Annotated in this window: 22 protein-coding genes, 1 tRNA gene and 1 pseudogene; 13 read left to right on the forward strand and 11 right to left on the reverse strand. The window is 35.7% G+C overall.

The annotated features are described in order from the left end of the window. The first annotated feature begins 159 nt into the window (after positions 1 to 159). The 4 genes from GTK57_RS11160 (at position 160) to rpmE (ending at position 4286) form a co-directional block, all read left to right on the forward strand. Positions 160 to 2313 carry an AmpG family muropeptide MFS transporter gene (locus GTK57_RS11160; RefSeq protein ID WP_163123603.1) on the forward strand — a complete coding sequence of 718 codons (2154 nt, stop codon included), beginning with the start codon at positions 160 to 162 and terminating at the stop codon, positions 2311 to 2313. A gap of 1 nt (position 2314) precedes the next feature. Beyond that, entirely contained in the window at positions 2315 to 2716 is a 402-nt protein-coding gene (gene gloA, locus GTK57_RS11165; RefSeq protein ID WP_152873671.1) for a lactoylglutathione lyase, read from the forward strand. A 160-nt stretch (positions 2717 to 2876) separates the two neighbouring features. Further along, complete coding sequence (locus GTK57_RS11170) at positions 2877 to 3857, forward strand: bile acid:sodium symporter family protein (protein WP_163123606.1); 981 nt, start codon at positions 2877 to 2879, stop codon at positions 3855 to 3857. A gap of 201 nt (positions 3858 to 4058) precedes the next feature. Then, positions 4059 to 4286, forward strand: a complete 228-nt coding sequence (gene rpmE, locus GTK57_RS11175) for a 50S ribosomal protein L31 (RefSeq protein ID WP_152873669.1) — start codon at positions 4059 to 4061, stop codon at positions 4284 to 4286. A 110-nt stretch (positions 4287 to 4396) separates the two neighbouring features. Here rpmE and GTK57_RS11180 read toward each other — a convergent pair whose 3' ends face one another. Genes GTK57_RS11180 through epmB form a run of 3 tightly spaced genes read right to left on the reverse strand, consistent with a single transcriptional unit; the run spans position 4397 to position 9329 of the window. Continuing rightward, positions 4397 to 6571 carry an EAL domain-containing protein gene (locus GTK57_RS11180; RefSeq protein WP_163123609.1) on the reverse strand — a complete coding sequence of 725 codons (2175 nt, stop codon included), beginning with the start codon at positions 6569 to 6571 and terminating at the stop codon, positions 4397 to 4399. Continuing rightward, entirely contained in the window at positions 6553 to 8298 is a 1746-nt protein-coding gene (locus tag GTK57_RS11185; protein ID WP_163123612.1) for a GTPase, read from the reverse strand. Before GTK57_RS11185 ends, GTK57_RS11180 begins: the two co-directional genes overlap by 19 nt. 14 nt (positions 8299 to 8312) lie before the next feature. Next, positions 8313 to 9329, reverse strand: a complete 1017-nt coding sequence (epmB, locus tag GTK57_RS11190) for an EF-P beta-lysylation protein EpmB (RefSeq protein WP_152875862.1) — start codon at positions 9327 to 9329, stop codon at positions 8313 to 8315. 377 nt (positions 9330 to 9706) lie between these two features. Between epmB and efp the strand changes: the two genes are divergently transcribed. The 9 genes and pseudogenes from efp (at position 9707) to GTK57_RS11235 (ending at position 19312) form a co-directional block, all read left to right on the forward strand. Then, positions 9707 to 10276 (forward strand): elongation factor P, encoded by a 570-nt coding sequence (gene efp / locus GTK57_RS11195; protein WP_152875864.1) that lies wholly within the window; start codon positions 9707 to 9709, stop codon positions 10274 to 10276. A gap of 172 nt (positions 10277 to 10448) precedes the next feature. Then, a complete protein-coding gene (locus GTK57_RS11200) occupies positions 10449 to 12551 on the forward strand; it encodes a carbon starvation CstA family protein (RefSeq protein WP_163123615.1) in 2103 nt (700 codons plus the stop codon). A gap of 13 nt (positions 12552 to 12564) precedes the next feature. Further along, the gene (locus tag GTK57_RS11205; protein ID WP_163123618.1) at positions 12565 to 12867 is read left to right on the forward strand and encodes a YbdD/YjiX family protein; all 303 of its coding nucleotides are present in this window, start codon (positions 12565 to 12567) and stop codon (positions 12865 to 12867) included. Positions 12868 to 13003: 136 nt separating this feature from the next. Continuing rightward, positions 13004 to 14023 (forward strand): annotated as a pseudogene (locus GTK57_RS11210) (2-dehydropantoate 2-reductase). Between the two features lie 95 nt (positions 14024 to 14118). Beyond that, the gene (locus GTK57_RS11215) at positions 14119 to 15081 is read left to right on the forward strand and encodes an AAA family ATPase (RefSeq protein ID WP_407925921.1); all 963 of its coding nucleotides are present in this window, start codon (positions 14119 to 14121) and stop codon (positions 15079 to 15081) included. 9 nt (positions 15082 to 15090) lie between these two features. Further along, on the forward strand, positions 15091 to 15996 hold the full coding sequence (locus GTK57_RS11220; protein WP_163124740.1) for a DUF58 domain-containing protein: 906 nt from the start codon (positions 15091 to 15093) through the stop codon (positions 15994 to 15996). Positions 15997 to 16001: 5 nt separating this feature from the next. Next, positions 16002 to 18017 (forward strand): transglutaminase family protein, encoded by a 2016-nt coding sequence (locus GTK57_RS11225; RefSeq protein ID WP_163123625.1) that lies wholly within the window; start codon positions 16002 to 16004, stop codon positions 18015 to 18017. Between the two features lie 32 nt (positions 18018 to 18049). Continuing rightward, positions 18050 to 18126, forward strand: a tRNA-Val gene (locus tag GTK57_RS11230). 175 nt (positions 18127 to 18301) lie between these two features. Continuing rightward, the gene (locus tag GTK57_RS11235) at positions 18302 to 19312 is read left to right on the forward strand and encodes a tyrosine-type recombinase/integrase (protein ID WP_163123628.1); all 1011 of its coding nucleotides are present in this window, start codon (positions 18302 to 18304) and stop codon (positions 19310 to 19312) included. Positions 19313 to 19339: 27 nt separating this feature from the next. Here GTK57_RS11235 and GTK57_RS11240 read toward each other — a convergent pair whose 3' ends face one another. From GTK57_RS11240 to GTK57_RS11275, 8 genes are all read right to left on the reverse strand, one after another. Continuing rightward, positions 19340 to 19621, reverse strand: a complete 282-nt coding sequence (locus GTK57_RS11240; RefSeq protein ID WP_163123631.1) for a hypothetical protein — start codon at positions 19619 to 19621, stop codon at positions 19340 to 19342. A 1-nt stretch (position 19622) separates the two neighbouring features. Next, positions 19623 to 19973: a hypothetical protein gene (locus GTK57_RS11245; protein WP_163120763.1), complete on the reverse strand. Its 351-nt coding sequence runs from the start codon at positions 19971 to 19973 to the stop codon at positions 19623 to 19625. Further along, positions 19966 to 20271: a hypothetical protein gene (locus GTK57_RS11250; protein ID WP_199287344.1), complete on the reverse strand. Its 306-nt coding sequence runs from the start codon at positions 20269 to 20271 to the stop codon at positions 19966 to 19968. Before GTK57_RS11250 ends, GTK57_RS11245 begins: the two co-directional genes overlap by 8 nt. Then, positions 20264 to 20809: a hypothetical protein gene (locus GTK57_RS14710; RefSeq protein ID WP_228720311.1), complete on the reverse strand. Its 546-nt coding sequence runs from the start codon at positions 20807 to 20809 to the stop codon at positions 20264 to 20266. The genes GTK57_RS11250 and GTK57_RS14710 overlap by 8 nt, the downstream gene beginning before the upstream one ends. Continuing rightward, positions 20809 to 21399, reverse strand: a complete 591-nt coding sequence (locus GTK57_RS11260; protein ID WP_163123635.1) for an HNH endonuclease signature motif containing protein — start codon at positions 21397 to 21399, stop codon at positions 20809 to 20811. Before GTK57_RS11260 ends, GTK57_RS14710 begins: the two co-directional genes overlap by 1 nt. 1 nt (position 21400) lies before the next feature. Further along, entirely contained in the window at positions 21401 to 21646 is a 246-nt protein-coding gene (locus GTK57_RS11265) for a hypothetical protein (RefSeq protein ID WP_163123638.1), read from the reverse strand. Next, positions 21646 to 21960, reverse strand: a complete 315-nt coding sequence (locus GTK57_RS11270; protein ID WP_163123641.1) for a hypothetical protein — start codon at positions 21958 to 21960, stop codon at positions 21646 to 21648. The genes GTK57_RS11265 and GTK57_RS11270 overlap by 1 nt, the downstream gene beginning before the upstream one ends. A gap of 132 nt (positions 21961 to 22092) precedes the next feature. Continuing rightward, positions 22093 to 22458, reverse strand: a complete 366-nt coding sequence (locus tag GTK57_RS11275) for a hypothetical protein (RefSeq protein WP_163123644.1) — start codon at positions 22456 to 22458, stop codon at positions 22093 to 22095. Positions 22459 to 22585: the final 127 nt, after the last annotated feature.

The following is a 22585-nucleotide window of genomic DNA, read 5'->3' on the forward strand; positions in this document are numbered from 1 at the left end:
AAACATGAGAAGTTTAAGATATACAGGTTTAATGAAAAAATTCAAGCAAACCGAATATTTTTCTCTATAAAAATAAGAATGTTTTCATAAATGATGTTGAATCTATTTGTATTAAGCGTTTGAATAGCAATTATTCATTTTGCAGAAAATAATTAAGTAATGACAACACAAACCACAGGATGGAAATCTGCGTTTACAGCATTTTTAGATCGACGTGCATTAATCATGTTGTTCTTGGGTTTTTCAGCAGGTATTCCAATCTTACTGATCTTTTCTAGCTTATCTTTATGGTTAGGTGAAGCAGGTATAGATAAAAGCGCAATTACATTTTTCAGTTGGGCTGCTTTAGGTTATTCATTCAAATTCGTTTGGGCACCTTTAGTCGATGAACTTCCGCTGCCATTTTTAACCAAAGCTTTGGGTAGGCGTAGAGCATGGCTATTGGTTGCACAATGCTTAATTATTCTCGCTATTTGTATTATGGCATTTTCCGACCCATCTTTAGGTCAAAGCTATATTTACCAAATGGCGGTGGGGGCTGTATTACTGGGCTTTTCTGCTGCCACGCAAGATATTGTGATCGATGCTTATCGTATTGAGCTTGCAGAAACCAAAATGCAAACGGTTTTGGCATCGACTTATAATGCAGGTTACCGAATTGGGATGATTGTTGCAGGTGCAGGTGCATTATTTTTAGCAGCATCTTTAGGTACGGCAAAAGGTAATTACATTTACAGTGCGTGGAAAATTACTTATTTGGCGATGGCTGCGGTTATGTTGGTTGGTATTATCACCACATTATGTATTCGTGAGTCTCAAGTTAATCGAGCATCTAAAGATTATAAACGTAGTGATTATTATCGCTTAGTGGCTGTATTTTTCATTGCTGTGATGAGTTTTGTTTTTAGTTATATCTTCTCAGGTAATTTAACAGAAAGTTTAAAAGCACAATTTGAAATAAAAGATTCATTTTTACTGTTTTGTTTTGAAGCTTTGCGCTTTATAGGTTCAGGTGCCGTTGCTGTATTTATGGGTGCTGCCTTGGTTAAAGCGGGTGCTGTAAATAAAAAAATGGCATTTGAAACTTGGGTGAATCCAATTGCAGATTTCTTTAAACGCTATGGGGTAAAACTTGCTTTAGTTTTGCTGTTGTTGATTGGTTTTTACCGAATTTCAGACATTATTGCAGGTGTTATTTCTAACGTTTTCTATCAAGATTTAAACTTCACCAAAGAACAAATTGCTGAAGCTGTTAAAATTTATGGTGTGATTTTTAGTTTAGTAGGTGGCTTTTTAGGAGGTTTGCTTGCACAGCGCATGAACATTATGAAATTGATGTTTGTGGGCGCAATTTTAGCATCATCGACCAATCTAATTTTTATTGGTTTGGTGAAGTCGGGTGAGCAACTGAATGATGTTCAAATTCAAGTTGGTGCGCAAAAATATACTGCTCAAGTTGATGAAGTCGGTTATTGGAAAGCTAATATTCCAAGTCAGGTTTTAGCGCAAAGTCATCAATTAGATGTGAAAGCAAGTTATGCAAAATCGAATGAGTCTGTGATTGCAAGCTTACCTTACTTAGTGCAAAGTAACCAAAATGCGGTTATGCAGTTATTGCCTGTGACAAGTAATAACAGTATTTCTGAAAAAGAAAAAAATGGTAGTTTGGTTGTTCGTGGGCAATATTTTGGACAGTCCTTAAATGATCAACAAAAAATTGTTGTGACTTTAGATGGCGAAAAATTTGATGCTAAGTTAGATAAAGATGGCATGTTTAGCACAGCAATTGATGCAAAAAAACTAGTTCAGTCACCTTCTAAAAACATCACAGCATTTATTGATGAAAACGGTAAAGCTTTATCGCAAGTTCAGCATCGTTATGATGTAGATACATCTACACAGAAAAATGGTTTAGATGTCGATTTACAGCCACTTCCTGTCATTAATGCCAGCTCAAATGATAGTGTTGAAGTTTCAGGAAAAGTGATTAAGCCATATAGTAGCGGTTGGCTCTACTTTGCCATTATTGTTGATAACTTGGCTTCAGGTTTGGCGGGTGCTGCATTTATTGCATTCTTATCAAGTTTAACTAGCGTGTCATTTACAGCAGTTCAATATGCGATTTTCAGCTCATTAATGACGCTTACACCTAAGATTTTAGGTGGTTATTCAGGTACTATAGTCACCAATATTGGTTATCCAAACTTCTTCTTTATGACCACTTTAATTGGTATTCCTATTTTAGTTTTGGTTGTTTGGGTTGGAGTTCTATTGAAAAATCATCAAAAACTTACTGCAAATGAAGGTGAATAATATGCGAATGCTGCATACCATGTTACGCGTAGGCAATTTAGAACAATCGTTAGCGTTCTATACTGAAGTGCTGGGTATGACTTTGCTTCGTAAACGTGATTATGAAGAAGGTCGTTTCACTTTGGCTTTTGTTGGCTATGGTGATGAAGCAAATAATACGGTTATAGAATTAACGCATAACTGGGATACATCTAGTTATGACTTAGGCAATGGCTATGGTCATATTGCACTTGGTGTAGAAGATGCTTACAAAGCGTGTGAAGACATTAAAGCACGTGGCGGTAATGTTGTACGTGAAGCAGGGCCTATGAAAGGCGGTGTAACGGTTATTGCTTTTGTTGAAGATCCTGATGGCTATAAAATTGAGCTAATTCAACAAGATGTAAATGCTCAGAACAACTAAGTTCGACACTATAGTAAAATAAAATAGTGAACATTTCACATGAAGTGGTCGCAAAAATTTAAAAGCTCAGTAAGATGGTTTATCGCATGGTAAATTTTCATACTGAGCTTTTTGTTGGCAGTAACTTTGAGTGGCAGTAGATCAATACAAGGAAAGAGTAATGTTGAAATTATTGGCTTTAGACCGTTTTACAGTTTTATTGGTAATGATGGTGATATTGGCATCAGTCATACCAGTTTCAGGTCAAGCCGCATATTACTTTGGTATTTTAACTACAGTGGCAATCGCAATTTTATTCTTTTTACATGGTGCGAAGTTATCACGCGAAGCCGTAGTACAAGGCATTATGCATTGGAAGCTTCATGCACTTGTATTTGCACTGACTTTTGCTTTGTTTCCAATATTTGGTTTAATGGCAAAACCCATACTTGAACCCATGCTTGGGCGAGAATTGTATTGGGGCTTTTTGTTCATGTGTTTCTTGCCATCAACCGTACAATCTTCAATTGCTTTTACTTCTGTGGCTAAAGGCAATGTTGCAAGCGCCGTATGTAGTGCATCTTTTTCCAATATTATTGGGATGTTTATTACGCCCGTATTGGTGAGTATTTTTATATTAGGGCAGGTGAAGCACGACTTCAATCCTACAGCATCTATTATTCAAATTACTTTATTATTATTTGTGCCATTTGTTTTAGGGCAAATTTTACGACCTTGGATTTTTCCAAAAATGCAAAAAGTGCCAAGTCTTGTGAAAGCATTTGACCAAGGTTCAATTTTGATGGTGGTATATGGTGCTTTTAGTGGGGCAGTGGTTGCAGGCCTTTGGAAAGTGGTGAGCTTGAATACGCTTATATTGTTGATATTGGCATGTTCGGTGCTACTGACGATTGTTATGCTTTTAGCGTTATATATTCCTAAATGGTTGGGCTTTAATAAAGAAGATCAGATTGCAATTTTTTTCTGTGGTTCGAAAAAAACCTTGGCGAGCGGTGTGCCTATGGCGCAAATTTTATTTATAGGACAACCACTTGGCATGATTGTTTTACCGATTATGATTTTCCATCAAATTCAACTCATGGTATGCGGTGTAATTGCAAATTACTGGTCTAAACAAGTGAAAGTCGAAGAAAAAGAATAGTTCGCTTTATATCAAATTTAAAGTATAATAACGCCCACTTGTTGTGCTTAGCTCTGACGGTATCCGTCTCGGTGGGCCAAAAGAATGGTCTGTTGTGGTGTTGATCTGTTAAATAATTTAATTATTTTTCTTTCCTCATTTCGGTGAGAGTGATCAATTGCGATGACAGCAAAACCTTCTTTAATCTTAGGAGAATCGACGATGCGCGCCGATATTCACCCAAAATACGAAAAATTAGTTGCTACTTGTTCATGTGGTAACGTTATCGAAACTCGTTCTGCAATTGGTAAAGAAACTGTTTACCTAGACGTATGTTCAGCTTGCCACCCATTCTATACTGGTAAACAGAAGAATGTTGACACTGGCGGTCGTATCGACAAGTTCAAACAACGTTTCTCTGGTATGTCACGTTCTATCAAACGCGATTAATACTGAAACGAAAAAAACGGGCTTTATGCCCGTTTTTTTGTGCCTGTCACTTTACTTGTGGATTATTTAAATTACCAAGTAAGTGACAGATACAAGTGTACAAAACCTTATTATTGGTCTTGTACATCAATAAGATGATCGAGTTTTTTCTGGAAGTAATCGCCTTGAATGAAGCGGGCTTCAACGTTCCATGCATTTGCAAATAAAGTCATGTCATTTAGCTCGCGCAATAAAATTTGAAGTGAACGAGTTTCTTGGAATGCTGTTAATTTTTCAGTGAGCTCTTGTGCTGTATTTTCATCATTGAGCATTTGAGTTAACTCTGGGTGCAATGCAACACATTGAACATTAATTTGCTTTAATAAGGTTTCACTGTACATAGAGCGTCCAAAATTACGGATGGCAATTTGTACACCGTGTAGCTGTAATTCTGCAATTTTCTTTTGTACTTCTGTTAAATGCTGATGTAAATCTTCTTCTGCAAACTGAAGAATAAGAGGGTGTTCTATTGTGCTACCAATAATCGTAATAAGCTTCGAAACAAATTCAGGAAAGTTTTTGTCTTTCAATAAAATATGTTTATTCAAATTAATAATAAGTTTTGCATCTGGATATTGAGTAATAAAGTTATGCAATTGTTTGCAGGCTTCTACTAAAATCCAACGATCCAACTTAATAGAAAGTTCAGGGTCTTCAGAAAGATCTAAAATATCAGAACAACTTTTCCATGAAGAACCATCGATATAGTTACTGGTCACTTCATAGGTATAAAGATTAGAATCTTCTTTATCGTAAAGCTGTTGATATTTTAGGTGAATTTCACCTTTGTCTAAACATTCAGAAATACGACTGAGTGTACTATTGTCTAATGACGTAAGGAGTACAGGTACATTTGTTTCTGTATTTGTCGATTGAATAGATACAACGGGTGCATCCGTGGTTAATGATGGTGTTTCAATTTTCGGTGAAAAGTCTAAATCTAAATCCAAACCTAAAGGAATAGATGTTTGTTCGCATGGAATAGGGAGTTTAGTCGCAAATGCTTGCGAAATATAATGATCTAGATGTGTCTCATCTTTAATATCACCATTAAGTACGCTATAACCCATGCGCAAATTTAAAGGATAAGATGAGCCATTTACATCAATTAATTGTGGTTTAGTTAATGCACTTAAACCTGTAAGTTTAGAATCTAAAACAGCTTGAGATTCTGCTTGGAACAGTGCGACATATACCAGTGTATCTACTTTAAATAATGGAACTTGTGTTTGTTCTTTTAAAAAGCTACGGATATTTTGGAAGTATGTTTTAGATGTGAGCCAATCTGCTTGAAAAATTTGTTCAGGACAAGCTGATAACGAAAATGTAACAAGTGCATTCGATGATGCAGGATTTTTGTGTAAGCTTCGATTGATCTGCTGAAAAATATTTGGTTTTGGTGCAGAATTTTCTGTTGCTGTGTTTGGTGAAATGGCAGTAGTTGATGATTCAGTATCAATTGTAATTTGAATAGCATCTTCTTCTGTGGCTTTTAAGAACTCGACTGTAAGCGGATTCTTTGATGCAATTTTGCTATTTAAAGAATCTAAGCTAAAAGTGCCAGCATCCAGTTGTCCTTGTGATGCTTTTTTAATACGCGTTTTTAATTCAGCTAAATGTTTAGGCTGAAGTAAATCAAGTAACGGTAAGCCAATAATTTCATCTTCAGATTGAAAGCCGAAAAGTTCTAAATATTCAGGGTTCGCTTGAACGTGAATACCTTCTTGAATAATGGCTAAAGCTTTATTGCTATCTTCAACTAAAGATTGTGCTTGGGTTTGAGCAGTTTCAAGTTCATCTACTAATCTTTCTTGTTGTTGTTGCATACGGCTAAAAGCGAGTGTGCGGATTACACCGTAATAGAAGCGTTCAGGGTAGTCTATGTTTAATACATCATATAGACCTTTATGAATATAGCTGGTGTATTGGTCATATTCATAATCATCTGGGTTTAATAACAATAAGGGAAGATTTGGTTGTGTTGATGAGCGAATCAAAGCAATTGCTTGATCTACTTTTAAATCGTATGCACGACCAAAAATAACAATATCCCAAGTGAAATTTAGTTGTTTTTCAAAGTTTTTAACATCATCTAATAAGGTTGCAGCAACAGTAAGATTGTTTTCCTTTAATTGATTACAAATTTGATTAAATCTAATTTGATTGTCATCAATAATGAGTAAACGTGCTTCAGAACGTTTAAGCTTTTTTGAAAATAGTGGATTTCTCACTTTAATGTTTCCCATAAATCATGATGTTTTACTTCATTAAATTGCTTATGAATAAAATTATCCAAAACTGGTCTTTGTTGCTCATTTAATAATTCAAAATCAAAGCGCATGAAGCTTTGGGTAATTAATAATGGCTTCATTAAAAAGACTTTTAATTCATCCTGCCCTAATCGTAATTGAATAGACTGCTTATCTTTTAATATGCCAATGCCGGGTAAAATAAGTGTGGTTGATACTTCATCTAACTGAGCATTTTGCATAATTAGAGCAGGGTGGTAATGTCCCGTATTTCTGTCTATTTGTAGGTAGCAGGCACAAGGTGCAATTTCTTGAGCTAATATTTCTAGACCAATTTCTAAGCTTTGCTCAGTGGATTGTTTAATCCATCGGATAACACCACCACGCCAAGGGCTACGTGAATTTTCTTGAACCAGAATAAACTCACCTGTTTTTAAATTTGCAGGTGTTTCTCCCGTCCACTTAATACGATAACCACTGACACTAATATCAAGAACATCGACTTGATGTATTTTTCTAGATTCACGATCAATGGTTTTAATTGAGCTTAAATCGAAATGAGGTGTATTTTCATGTGAATCTACAAAAACACTTTCACTTTTTAATTGGTAATTTGCACCCAATTCTAAAGTTTCTTTAAAGTTTTTAGCTTTAGCTAAATAAAAGTGTGCGACGCTCAAACCAAAGCATATTTTAATACGTGCATTATATTCATAGCGTTCATGACGCCGTTCTGCTGTATTGGTTAAAATATTATGAATATGGAAATGCAGCGCAGGCGTTAAAAATAATTTTTCATTTGCTGTAAGTTTTTCATTTTTCCGACCTTGATTTTCATTTAAATAATTAAGAAGCGCCTGTGTTGCAATATAAATACTCGGATTACAGTTATTTCCTGACGTTGTATTGTAAATAGGAGGGTGGTCTTTTGTAGAATCCACAACATAGCGAGATAAGGTAGATTCTTTAGGTAAAATATGAATAAGCTTAGCCCACTCAAAACTGCATAAATATAAACCTTGAATTTCGGCAGGACGAATTTGATGTGTGTTAAAAATATCAAGTAAAATCAATTGCGCATAGGCTTGATTAATATTTTTAATTTGATGGGTTGTACCTAAAATTTGATTAATATTATCAATATTAAAATTATGTTTCATTGCACAATCTAAAAGTTTATGTGCAATCAACCATTGACCAGGCAATACAGTGTTATAAAGCATTTGCTGGTGATAGAGTAATAAAGATAATTGCTGTAATGCATAATATGTCGAAACAATTCGAGCCGTTTGTAAATTCTTCTTTAACTTAAATGAAAATAAAGAAAAACTTTGATTTTCTAATTGCTGATTACTACGTTGAGCGATATCAATATAAATTTTAGATAAATGAATTCTAAGCGAGAAAGCTAACTCAATAATTTGCTTATTTCTATTGTCAGAAATTAAAGATTGATTAAAAAAATGTTTTTCTAAGCTATTTAAAATATTGTCAATAAGAGGATGAATGGTTTGAATTAAGTCAAAACGCAGCGTTTCTTGGCATTTGAGTTCAGCTATTTCGATAATCGCATTAAATAAAGACCGAGCAGAATCACCTAAATGGTGAATTTCTAAGGTTGCTGACCATTGTTGGATACTTTTTACAGAATTTTGGCAAAAACTAAGCTGATCCAATTTTAGTTCATTGGTTGTTTGAAATATATCAGGTTTATTTATATCCATAGTTCTTATCTAACTCAAAAAGTTTCAGTTCCAAAAAGCGGGGTTTTGTTTTTTTCTCCGGCAATTTCTCTTACAAGTTTTGGGACTAAATAACCCGGTAAATTTGCAAGTAGTTCAGTATATATTCGATTAATCTCATTAGTATCTAAATCGAAATGATGAGCCCCTTTTACCTTGTCTAAGACATGTAAATAGTAAGGGATTACGCCTGTATCGAATAACTTATAACTCAAATGAGTTAAAATTTCAGCTGAATCATTTACCCCTTTTAATAAAACAGCTTGGTTTAATACGGTTACTTTATTATGTACAAGTTCACTTAATTTTGAACAAGTAAATTCATCTAATTCTGAAGCATGATTTGAGTGTATCACTAGAATAACACGTAGCCTACTGTTTTTTAAGATAGAAATAAACTCTTCATCAACTCTACTAGGAATAACAACAGGCACACGAGTGTGAATTCTCAAGTATTTTAATTGTTCAATTGATGATAATCGCTCAATCCACAATTGTAGCTTTCTGTTCGAAAGCGTTAGTGGATCACCACCACTCAAAATCACTTCATTAATATCGGGTTTAGACTCAATATAGTTTTTAATGTTCACCCAATCATCATTTTTAGGTAGGTTTTCTTGATAGGGGAAATGTCGTCTAAAACAATATCGACAATGAACGGCACAAGCACCGGTAAGAGTGAGTAAAAACCGAGATTTGTATTTGTGCAAAACACCTGGCTGTTGATTTGCATCTTCTTCACCTAAAGGATCTGTCACAAAACCCTCAAAATCTTCTAACTCTAAATGATGTGGCAAAACTTGAAGTAAAAGTGGATCGAGTGGATTACCCACTTCAATTTTTTCAGCAAAAGCACGAGGAACACGAAGTTTAAAAGTTTGAGAAGCTAAAATTGCACCCGATAAAAGTTGATCGGATGATAACTTTAATATATCTAACAATTCTTTAGGATCGGTTATTAAATCGCTCATTTGCGATTGCCAATTTTGCTCTTGATACAGATAATTTGTCATGTTCGTGCTTAATTTAAGATAAAGGAGATTTTAGGTTCAAAGCCAAAGGTCTATTCAAAACCCAATTAAAAAAGAGAAAATTTAAAAGATATAAGTGAGAGACGGGGCATCACATTATGAAAATTGAATTTGAATTTCATGAATATTACCTCTTTATAGTCACCGTATAAACAATTCTATTTGATGTCTGAACAGAACTTAAACAGCTTAAGTCGGTTAATCAGGAATTTTTCATTGCGGCATGGTGTATTGGTCATTTAGAATACGTCACATCACATTAATGTGCGTGTGGCAAAAAAGTGCGAGTTAGCTTGCTAAATGACTTCGTATAGCCCATAGCACTAAAGATTAAAGTTAGTAAGTTTGGAGTGCCATTCATGGCCTATTATTCTACGAATGATTTCAAGTCAGGCCTTAAGGTTATGCTTGATGGTAACCCATGTTCAATCATGGAAAACGAATATGTTAAACCTGGTAAAGGTCAAGCATTCAACCGTGTTAAATTGCGTAACCTTCGCAGTGGCAAAGTTCTAGAGAAAACATTTAAATCAGGCGAAAACTTAGAAGCGGCTGATATTGTTGAAGTAGAAATGGAATATTTGTACAACGACGGTGAACTTTGGAACTTCATGGATCCTGTAACATTTGAACAGATCGCTGCTGATAAAACAGCAATGAGCGATGCTGCTAAATGGTTAAAAGACGATTCTAACGAAAAATGTACAATTATGTTATTTAATGGCGTGCCATTAAACGTAACTGCACCAAACTTCGTTGTATTAAAAATCGTTGAAACTGATCCAGGTGTACGTGGTGATACTTCAGGCGGTGGCGGTAAACCTGCTAAGCTTGAAACAGGTGCAGTTGTACGTGTTCCATTATTTGTACAGCAAGAAGAAAGCGTTCGTGTAGACACTCGTACGGGTGATTATTTAGAGCGTGCATAATGGTATAGAAATATACTATTATCGAAAGGGATGATGAAAATCATCCCTTTTTTTATGCCAAAGTCTTAGATAAAAAAAAGGATGTGAAGAGTACAGTTGTGCAGGACGAAACAGCTGTATCTCTAAAAAAATAATTAAGCTGATTTAGTACATACATTTATGAGGGATTTACATGGAATCAGTTCAACCAAAGTTGACAACAACTTCGAAAATAATATGGTTACTTGTTGCCATATTAGGTGCGGTATCTTTTGGAATACTCGCAGTAAGTCGTGGAGAGCATGTGAATGCAGTTTGGCTTATTCTTGCAGCCATCTGTGTATATAGCATTGCATACCGTTTCTATAGTTTATTTATCGCCAATAAAGTTTTTGAGTTAAATGAAAGACGCTTAACTCCTGCGCATCGCTTAGCCGATGGTTTAGACTACGTTCCAACCAATAAAAGCGTATTGTTTGGACACCATTTTGCTGCTATTGCAGGTGCAGGTCCGCTTGTAGGTCCAATCCTTGCAGCACAAATGGGTTATTTGCCAGGTACAATTTGGCTATTGGTCGGGGTGGTACTTGCAGGTGCTGTACAAGACTTTTTAGTTCTCTTTATTTCTACGCGTAGAGATGGGCGTTCATTGGGTGAAATGGCAAAGCAAGAACTAGGTTCTTTTGCCGGTGTCATCGTAATGCTTGGCGCCTTAGGCGTAATGGTCATTATTCTTGCTGTGTTGGCTTTGGTAGTTGTTAAAGCATTAACGAATAGTCCTTGGGGCGTGTTCAGTATTGCGGCAACTATTCCAATTGCCTTGTTCATGGGAATCTACATGCGTTTTATCCGTCCGGGTAAAATTGCAGAAGTGTCAATCATTGGCTTTGTACTGATGATGGCGGGGATTATCTATGGTGAGAATGTTGCACAACATCCTTATTGGGGACAATTATTTACACTAACAGGTACTGAGTTAACGTGGTGCTTAATTGCTTATGGCTTCATTGCATCGGTTTTACCTGTTTGGTTGTTATTGGCGCCTCGTGATTATTTATCTACATTCTTGAAAATTGGTGTAATTGCAGGTTTGGCAGTAGGTATTATTTTTGCGATGCCAGAAATGAAAATGCCAGCGATCACCCAGTTTATTGATGGTACAGGTCCTGTATTTGCAGGTTCAATGTTCCCATTCTTATTTATTACTATTGCCTGCGGTGCAATTTCAGGTTTCCATGCTTTAGTTTCATCGGGTACAACACCAAAACTAGTCAATAACGAACGTGATATTCGTATGATTGGTTATGGTGGCATGTTGATGGAGTCTTTTGTTGCAATTATGGCTTTGGTTTGTGCAACTGTACTTGAACCAGGTGTGTATTTTGCAATTAACTCGCCAGCTGCTGTTTTAGGCACAACGGTTGAAACAGCATCTGAAGCTGTTCGTAACTTAGGTTTTGTTGTAACGCCTGAAGCATTAACGTTGCTTGCACAAGAAGTAGGTGAAAACTCAATTCTTTCTCGTACAGGTGGTGCGCCAACATTTGCAATTGGTATGGCACATATCATCACTGAAATTTTTAACAGCCGTGAAATGATGTCTTTCTGGTATCACTTTGCCATTTTGTTTGAAGCATTATTTATTTTAACTGCGGTAGATGCGGGTACGCGTGCTTGTCGCTTCATGGTTCAAGATACCGTTGGTATTGTTATTCCCGCAGTGAAAAACTCACGTAACTTCTTTGGTAATTTGTTGGGTACCGCAGTTGCTGTTTCAGGATGGGGTTTCTTTGTATACCAAGGCGTAATTGATCCTTTAGGTGGTATTAATAGCTTATGGCCACTCTTTGGTATTGGTAACCAAATACTTGCAGCAATGGCACTTATGTTAGGTACGGTAATTCTGTTCAAGATGAAGAAAGAAAAATATGTTTGGGTCACTATTGTTCCAACAGTTTTCTTATTCATTACTTCAATGACCGCTGGTTGGCAGAAAATTTTCCACGAAAATCCAAAAATTGGTTTCTTAGCTCAATCGAATCGTTTCTCTGATGCAATTGCACGTGGTGAAATTCTAAAACCTGCAAAAACGCTTGAAGAAATGCAAACGATTGTACTGTCGAATCAAATTAACGCAGCGTTATGTGCGTTCTTTATGATTGTTGCATTCGTAATGTTATTTGCTGCAATACGTGTGATTCGCCGTGCATTGGCAAGTCCAGTACCAACAGTGAATGAATCGGAAGCTATTTACCGCGATCCTGCTGAAATTGAGCCATCAAAATCTGCACATTAAGGGGGAGCTTTAAATGAACCTGAAGTTTGCTAAAAGTGGTAAAACGGTGATTTATAAAATCATCAAGATGACCATTATGTCACAAAAAGAGCTGATTCTTAATCCTAAGAGTTGGTCGAGAATTGCGACACTTTGGCAGCGTTTACAGCAAAGTTTCCGCTTGATGGTGGGTGTGCCTGACTACCAAAACTATTTGGAACACATGGCAAAACATCATCCAGATTTGGAAGCTATGGATGCGAAAACTTTTTATCGCTATTGCGTGGATGCTCGTTATCCAAGTGCTGGTGGTGATATGAAGAAATGTCCTTGTTGATAGGAATGTAAAAAAACGGCATTTAATATGCCGTTTTTTTACATCAAAAGAAATGATCATTTAATTTGTCTGTTAGCCGACAAATATAAATATAGGATTTAACTATACTGAATAATAAAAAAGAGATGGATAGGTTATGAAAATTGGAATTTATGGTTCAGGCGCAATAGGCTGCTTTTTAGGTGGAATATTAGCTGCTTCAGGTTGTGATGTGACATTTTTATGTCGACCAAAAGTTTATAATATTCTAAGTAAAAAAGGATTAATAATATCTGACTTACATGGATTCTTAGAAAAAATAGAATCATCTGCATTGCAGTTGACGACAGATATTTCAGAGATGTCTAAAATGGATGTTGTACTTATTTGTGTAAAATCTGCATCAACGGAAGAAGTCGCTTATGAAATTTAAAAGGAGTTCATTTCTCATCGACCTATATTGATTAGTTTTCAAAATGGAGTAAGTAATGTCCCAATGCTCAAAGATATTCTAAAGGAATATAAAATATTAGAAGGCATGGTTCCATATAATATTTCCATGCAAAGTGAGATGCATTTCCATCGAGGTACGGAAGGACAACTTATTGTAAAATCATCTGAATTAAATCAAGGTCTAATTGAAGAGTTTAAAAAAGCAAATTTAGATATTCAATTTTCAGATGCGATGCTTGAAATTCAATGGGCAAAATTGTTATTGAATTTAAATAATTCAATTAATGCAATTTCAGGTCTTCCATTAAAACAGCAATTATCAATAAGAGCGTATAGACAATGCCTAGCGATGGCGAATAAAGAAGCGCTTAATTTATTAAAAATATATCAAATAAAGCCTGCAAAATTAACAGTAATTTCTCCGGATATTATTCCTTATATACTGAGCTTACCAAATTCTTTATTCAAAATAATAAGTCATAAAACACTTAAAATAGATCCTTTAGCGCGTTCTTCAATGCAAGATGATTTGTTATCAGGTAAACCAACTGAAGTTGATTGGATTAATGGTGAAATAATTAAATTAGCAAACAAGATTGGTAAAGAAGCGCCAGTTAATGAATATTTATTAAAATGTATCAAGCAAAAAGAAAAATCTAATTCTATCGACGTAATTTTAGCAAAAGATTTGAAGAGTCAGTTAAGTAAGTTGGTAAATAAGTGATTTAATTCTAATAGGTTGATATATAAATAATTATCTTTCAAAAAAATATGAAAACATGTATGTTAATCATGCACTGATTTTATTGGGGAATAAATGTGATTTGGGGAATGAAAAAAATAAATGAAGATGTTTCTGATGCCAATTATCAAGATTTGGCTATTTCTATACAAAAATTCTTTCCAAAAATCACATTATTTCTAAAGCAAATAAATCAAATTATTTTAGACAAAGAACAGCAAACTAAGCTTGCGCTCTGTTGTTTACTTGCTGGTGGGCATGTGCTTTTTGAAGATTTACCAGGTTTAGGTAAAACAACACTTTCAAGCGCATTAGCTAAACTTGCAGGACTACAGTTTCAACGTATTCAATTTACCAATGACATGCTTGCAAGCGATGTAATTGGGGTAAATATGTTTAATCAAAAAGAACATCAGTTTGAGTTTAAACAAGGTCCAATTTTCACACAAATATTACTTGCAGATGAAATTAATCGCTGTAGTCCAAAAACCCAAAGTGCTTTGCTTGAAGCAATGGAAGAGGGCTTGGTCACCATTGATGGTACACGTTACGAACTTCCGCAACCATTTTGGGTGATGGCAACACAAAACCCACTTTTTCAAAGTGGAACTTATGCCTTGCCAGAATCTCAGCTAGATCGTTTTCTGATGCGTTTATCTTTGGGATACCCATCACGACAGGCAGAAAAGCAACTTCTTCAACAGAGCTCAAGACAGAGCTTAATTTCAACCTTGCAAAATGTATTTACAGAATCTGAAATAGTAGAGCTTCAAGCAAAGGTAAAAGACATTTTTATTTCAAATGCGGCGTTAGATTATCTTCTAGATTTGGTTGAGGAGTCACGAAAAAGACAGCATGGATTATCGACACGCGGCGTTCTAGCCTTGAAAAAAGCTGCCCAAGCTCATGCATTAATCATGCAACGTGCTTTTGTTACAGCCGATGATATTCAAGAAGTATTTACAGCGGTTGCCTCACATCGTTTAGGGCTTTCAGAATCGGAAACATTGCATTTAATGAAACAAGTACGTGTGAGTTAATGGGGGATGCTGAAGCAATATTGGCAAAATTGGGCAAATAAAAGATTTAGATTTGAAAAATCTAAGAAAATGACGCAAAAGGATATTCTGGTCTTCATTTACCAGCAGGGCTATTTATATCTTATTCTTATTTTTATTACCTTTATTGCAGGTGTGAATTACGCGAATAATCTTATTTTAGGTTTTTGCTTTTTAATTGGTTCTATTTTGTGTATTAGCTTTTATTTAACATTTAAACAGCTTCATGGATTAGAAATTACATCTGCGATGTCTGAAGTTGGACAAGTGGGAAATTCTGTACAGCTCACATTATATTTTCAACAAAATGTTAAGCAAAATCGTTATCTTTGGATTAAAACAGATCAGCATTTAGAAAAAATATTAATTCAAAATTCAAAAGAGAAAATTACACTAAATTTCTATACCAATGAACGCGGTAAATTTCAGTTTCCGAATGTACAAATATATGCGGTTTATCCATTTGGATTAGTACGTGCTTGGACATATTTGTATTTAAAAAATCATGTTTGGATTGCACCGAAATCACTAGAATTCCAAACAGAGAATAAATATGTTCAGCAGAATTTTTCACAAGATGTCGATGATTTTAGGGAGCTTCGAGATTACCAATCGGGGGATTCATTACATGCGGTTTCATGGAAGCAGGCTGCACGTGGTCAAGGCTTATATGTTAAAATATTTGAGCAATTCGAAGATCAACATCACGTGAATATTGTTTATGAGCAAATGCCTGCAAATTCACATGAAGAACGACTTGGTTTAATGATGGGGTTAGTTGAACATTGTGAACAATTCAAACATGAATATAGCTTGATTTTACCTCATTGCGAACTGGAAAAAGGTGTAGGAGAGACGCAATTACTCAAAGCTAAGCTTTTGTTGGCAAAGGCGTAATGACAATGAATAAATCAATTAAAAATTCAATCATTTTAACCCTTACTATCATATTAATAACACAAAGCTTTTTTCTTCCTTTAGTTGTTTCTGCTCTGTTTTTTTTGATCATATTTATACTCTATTTTAGTTTACTAAAGCCAGAAAAACGTACATCCAAAGTAATTACATTTGCATTTGTTGTTTCAATATTGGCTGTCATTTATGTTTCATATAAAAGCTTTATTGGTGTTGAGGCAGGTGTTGCAGTATTAACAACATTTTTATTTGCTAAGGCTATGGAAATTAAAGCCAAACGTGATGTGATTATTCTTTTGAATTTTGCATTATTTGTTAGTGCGAGTAGTTTTTTATATAGCCAAACTTTATGGATGACGGTACTAGTTGTTCTATGTTTAATGAGTTGTTTGGTGGGTTTATATCGTTTACAAATATCAGAATTTATTAAAGAAAGTTCACTTGAAGTTAGTGTGCTTAGCGATGTACGCCATGTCGCAAAATTTATCATTTCTTCACTGCCATTTTTTATTTTACTATTCCTGTTTTTTCCACGACTACCACCACTTTGGCATATTCCTATTCCAGACAATACTCAGGGTGTTACGGGAATAAGCGAAACGATGTCTCCCGGAGATATTGCGCAGTTGTCACAATCTTCAGCGCTCGCATTTCGCATAATTGGCAATATGAAAGATTTACCAAATCAGTCTGAGTTGTATTGGCGTGGCTTGGTTTTAGATCAATATGATGGTCAACAATGGACAAGTAATTTCATCAATCAACAAGCTTCATTAAATAATAAATTTCACAAGAATAATTCACATTTTGAATATCAATATTTAGCTGCGGATGTACGTACAAAATGGGTGATGTCTTTAGAAAAATCTATTCCTATTCAAGAAAAATATATATTGAGGACTGATTGGGGTGTGGTGCCTGTACGTCCAAATGGACGGATACAACCTGTAAAAATGCAGTGGATTGGTGATGCAGCATTTCATTCAAAAACTGATTCTGTACCTAATTGGATAAAAAGTAGTAATACTCACTTTCCAAATCAAGTGGATTTACAAGCACAGAAATTTGCACGTGAATTATTTGAAAAAAGCAAAGAAGATCCACGCTTATATATTCAAAATTTACTGAAATGGTATAAAGAAAATAAGTTTACTTATACATTAAATCCTGCATTATTAGGGCATAACCGAATAGATGAATTTTTATTTAAATCAAAACAGGGGTTTTGTGAACATTATGCTTCAAGCTTTGTCATGCTGATGCGTTATGTTGGTATTCCTGCACGTGTGGTTGTCGGTTATCAAGGAGGTCATTTATCTCCTGATGGGGAAAGTTGGGAAGTTCGTCAACTCGATGCACATGCATGGACAGAGGTTTTAATAGCTGAAAATTGGGTGAGATATGATCCCACATCGATGATAGCACCCGATCGAATTGGTAATGGAATGCAAAGTTTAATTGCGAATAATCAACGTGTTTTTGGTGAGGGTCGGTCTGAATGGAAATATCAGCAGTTTAGCCTTTTAAATAAGCTTAGAGTGTGGAGCGATTACGTTACTTATCAGTGGCAAAGTAAAGTTGTTGGTTATGATGTTGAAAGTCAAAAAAGATGGTTTGATCGTTTAGGTTTTAATGGTACTTATACTGCAATTTTAGTGTTATTTTTTGGTACTTTGATTGTCATTTGTATTTATTTATCTTGGATATGCTATTTAAATTTTAAGCGTAGAGATCGGGTGAAATGGGCTTTAAATCAGTTGTTGAGGCAATTACCTGATCATCTACAAAAAAAATCATATGAGTCCATTGTTGGGTGGTTAAATCATGTGGTTGCTGAGCTTAATATGAATATTGATGATCAAGATTTGGTTAATGAAATTATTGAAAAGCATCAAAATTATATGTATGGCTTTTTAAAAGATGAAAAAGATATTCAAGTTTTATTAAAGTTGATTAATCGTTGTTCGAATGTATTTGCTCAATATAAAAAAAGCTTGTCTTAAAAAATAAAAATGAATATGATTTCAGCCACTTTAGGTGTATAGCTCAGTTGGTTAGAGCGCTACGTTGACATCGTAGAGGTCAGCAGTTCGAGTCTGCTTATACCTACCAAAATTCAAAGCTAGAAATAGTAAGGGTTTTAAGCCAAATCAGTAGCTTAAAGCCCTTTTTTTATGTCTATAATAATATATGCTAATATCTGCACAGTCGGTTAAAAGGGTGAAATATACCTAGTTAGCCGTAAAATTTACGTCAAATTTACGTCAAGAATTTTGAGCTTTACGTCATGAAGATTCCAAAACCTAGAAAACGCGGTGAAGCTTATTACATTGAAATTATGATCGATGGAAAACGCTCATCTGCAACTCGTGATACTGCAAGAGAATGTGAACAGTGGGCGGCTCAAAAACTTCTTGAAGCGAAGGCAAATAAACTTGCCGAAGATAATGGAATAAAACAACACTATCCATTCAAGACTCTTTTTTATAAATACTATGAAGAAGTGGGTAAAAAACTTCGTGGTTCAATTTACGTCAAAGAACAATTAAAACCATTTGAAGAAAAGTTTGGTGCACTGGCTGAAATGTCGATTCATGACATCACGCCAAAACATTTAACAGCGTGGCGAAATAAACGAGCAAAAGAAGTAGGGGCAAACACATTGCTTCGCGAAATGGCTTTATATAGTTCTGTATTTAGTTATGCAGTAAAAGAACTATTTTTACTTGATGTGAATCCTTGGACCAATGTTAAAAAGCCTGTAAAGCCAAAGGCACGTCATCGTCGTATTCGTGATAATGAAATACAGCTTATTCTTGAGTCTTTAAATTATCGTGAGGGGCAAACACCAACACTTCCTGAACACTACGTTGCTTGGGCATTCTTATTTGCACTTGAGACAGCAATGCGCCGTGGTGAAATACTTGGTATTCAGATGACAGATATTTTTGATCGTCATGTACATTTACCAAAAACAAAAAATGGCGATTCTCGTAACGTGCCGTTAACTAAAAAAGCTTTGGCGCTATTAGATCTGATTGAGCATGATGGATCTAAACTTATTCCGCAGTCAGAAAATGCATTTAGATTAATGTGGGAAAGAAGAAAGGCGAAAGTTGGATTAGAAGATATTCATTTTCATGATGCACGCCATGAAGCAATTACACGCTTTGTAAATAATCAGAAGTTACCAGTTGAGGTATTGGCTAAAGTAACAGGACATAAGAATATAAAAATGCTTGTGAATACTTATTACAATCCAGATGTAAATGATATTGCTGATATGCTAGATGCGTAAAAAAGCCCTCACTAGAGGGCATTTGGTTTAGTTTATTCTTGGTCGTCTATTTTTTGAGGCTTTTTGTCCTAAAATCAAATCTGCTTCTTTAGGTACATATTTACATTTACGACCAACCCCTTTATTGATTGATGCAAGTTTTGCTCGAACTGTATCTTCACTAATTCCATACTTAAGTGCTAATTCTTGTGGTGATACAAATACAGGGCTGACGTCTTTAATTTCAACAACCTTTGCACCACCTTCAAGAACTGCACCAATGAAGAGTTGAAGCTCATCACCAGTTGCTGTAATTTGAAAAACAGCCATATCAACTTACCTCCTTCAAACTCTTAACCACACTCTCTGATAACCCAAACACATTTTTAAAAGCTTTATCAAATTCACCGCTTTGAATAAATTCACCAATATCGTTAGGCTTTTCATGCTCAGCAATATAAGTAGCCATGACTTCATAAAGCGGATGCACAATAGATTCTTCTATTAAAATGTCACACCCATTAGCGTGATGGATGATCTTAAAATCAATTTTTGCACCACCTAAAACCAATAAGAAATGCTTACGCTCTTCAATATTTAGCTTCAAAACAAACGGCTTATCTTTATGAAGCTCATCGATGACTAAATTCGCTACAGCAATGTTTTTTTGAATTTCAGTCATGGGTCTTTTCCTGGTTAATTCGAAGACCAGATATAAGTTCTTCAGTTGTTGCAGGTTCTTTAAGTTGCAGAACTACAGGACCTGAACGGAAATCACTTGAAAGAAGCTTTCCATCAAGCTGATTTCGTTCTTTTGCTGTTAAGTTGCGCCACTTCGCAATACACCAATCACCCTTTAAAATACCGATAGGCATATCCATACACATAGAGCCGTAACTAAAACCATGTTCACGTAACCAGTTTTCAGCCGCACTCACGGCAGAAAAGTCGCCAACCTGTGCAAATTCAATTTCAGTCATTGGTTGGCTCCTGTGCTTCTTCACGCATTTCTTTAATACATTCTTCTAAATGACGAATACATTCAGATTTAGTATTGAATGGCCCTTGCCAGCATTCATTGAAGAAAATGTCCCACTCAACTAAGCCATGTTCTTCAATGCGATCAATTTGAACCCTTCCATAAAAAGGAACATCATGAGCAAACCAGTGCTCATTATCATCTGTGCCGAATTTGATTTTTGAGCTTTGAGCAATCACTTCAGCTTTATACACATTTTCTGCATGCTTAATTAGTGCTGAAACAGGTGATCCTTTCATGAACCAAGTCTGGCTAATCATGCAGTCATTTTCCAACACATCATGCACAGCCGACTTTTGGGCTTGTTGCCATACTTTCCAAGAAGTCTGAACATTGTAGTTTAGGTACGTGCCGTTGTACGGTGATTCCACACCAACCAAACCACTAAGAACTTCAAATACTTTTAACTTACACGCTGTCGTGTCTTTGTAATTTTCATTGAAATACCATTTTTCAAATTCTTTTCTTTGAATATCCATCACGCCACCTTCAATTTATGTGTTTTATCTTTAAGTTTTGCCATCAGGATGCACGTCTCATTTGTGTCTGGCGTGGCGAGCTTTGAAAAAGATTGATTCAATCGAGCAAGTTCAGCTCTGGTGATCAGCATCAGATTATCTAACCGACAGTCCTGCTTGTTCATACTCTTAAAAACAAGGACATGGTTGTCAGGGACTGGTCCATGTTGTTGCCCCCAGATCCACCTGTGCTTCAACTCAAAAACATTCGGCTCAGCCGTTTTAATCTCGACATAACCATCAACAGTGATTCGCTCAAAACCAACAGGCTTGTGGTTGTGCGGAGTGTGACCCTTTTTAAATGAAGTTTTGTTTGCACTCATATAGCCAGTTTTACCTTTGTTCCAGGATTCCTGACCAGGTGAAAAACAACCGTTTCGGCCAGTCTTTAACCCCATGCGTAAACACTTTGCTTTTATGCTGTCCACTGAAAGGCTGTAGCCAAATTTCTCATTAAATTTGCAAGTTAGCTCAGCACGTGGCGTTTCCTCATGCTGACGTAAAAACATCAGCATTTCTTCGGTGTATTTGATCGGTTTACCTTTCGACATATCACACCTCCAGATTCATATCACCAACTGCAATCTGTGGTGCTTCCTGATTCGAGTTAAGGCCTTTGTATTGAGCCACCAGTTTCACAGCTTCCAATTGAGTTTTGTGTGCATCCACAATCTGCTCACTCACTTGTGAAATGACTTGGGCGCGCTTAACTTCAGAATCCAGGCTATCCTTATCAGCCTTAGCTAAACGACCCAACTGATCAAACAAATGCTTATTTAAATCTTTTAATGTACTCATCACGCCACCTTCGCCAATTTCATTAATTTGTTTTGATGCTGTGCCCTGAAATATTTGCCAGCAATCGCATTCTGTAACTCGTAAATGAAGCTCTTTCCATTGTTGAGCCATTGCTTTAAGAACAATTCATAACGCTCAGAAAGGTATTCATCCAGTTCGTAGAGTTCTTGAATTTTGTGATGCTCAAAAGGAATAACACCGCGCTTATCACCCTTGACTGCAATCATTAAGTGCTTTTTAACAGTCAATTTATGTCCACCACGCTCAAGCCATTCTAGGAATGCACCTGATATTGAGTTTGCGAGTTTAGCCATGACGAAAGCCCCAACTATTAACAAAGTCTTTAATGCAATCTTCAATGCCGAAAAGATCGATATTCTTGTAAAGCTTTTCACGGCCATTGTGCTGTACGAGTAAGACACGTGTTATGGATGAATATTGATAGCTCATGACTGATTACTCACGGCGTTACTGATTTTTGTGTATTCATTACGGTCTATGTACACATTAGCGATAGGAGCGCCGTGGATAGATGCTTTAACTTCGTCAATTTGCTCAACTTCACCATCAACAATGTTGTAATCGAGTTCTATTTGGTATTCACCAGCTTTAAGTGTTGCGTTGCACCAACCAAGACAATGAGGATTTGATTTAACTACCTGGTATTTGTCAGCGTGAATTTCGATTTCTTCACTAGGTTCTGGTAGCAATTCTGTTTGTGTTTTAGCTGGGGCAAGAGCATAAGCGCTTGCTAATATGAAAATTAAAGCTAAAGCCAATGAGCACTTTATTAGATGACTTTTTAATTCCATTTTATTTACTCACATTGGGTTGGTGTGTGAGATAAATGTTAACTAAGGTTAATATTTCTGTCAACAATAAAATTAACATTAGTTAATTCTATAATTAACTTTAATTATTTATTGGTTTATATTAGAC

Source organism: Acinetobacter portensis (assembly GCF_010646905.1).
GTDB lineage: Bacteria > Pseudomonadota > Gammaproteobacteria > Pseudomonadales > Moraxellaceae > Acinetobacter > Acinetobacter portensis.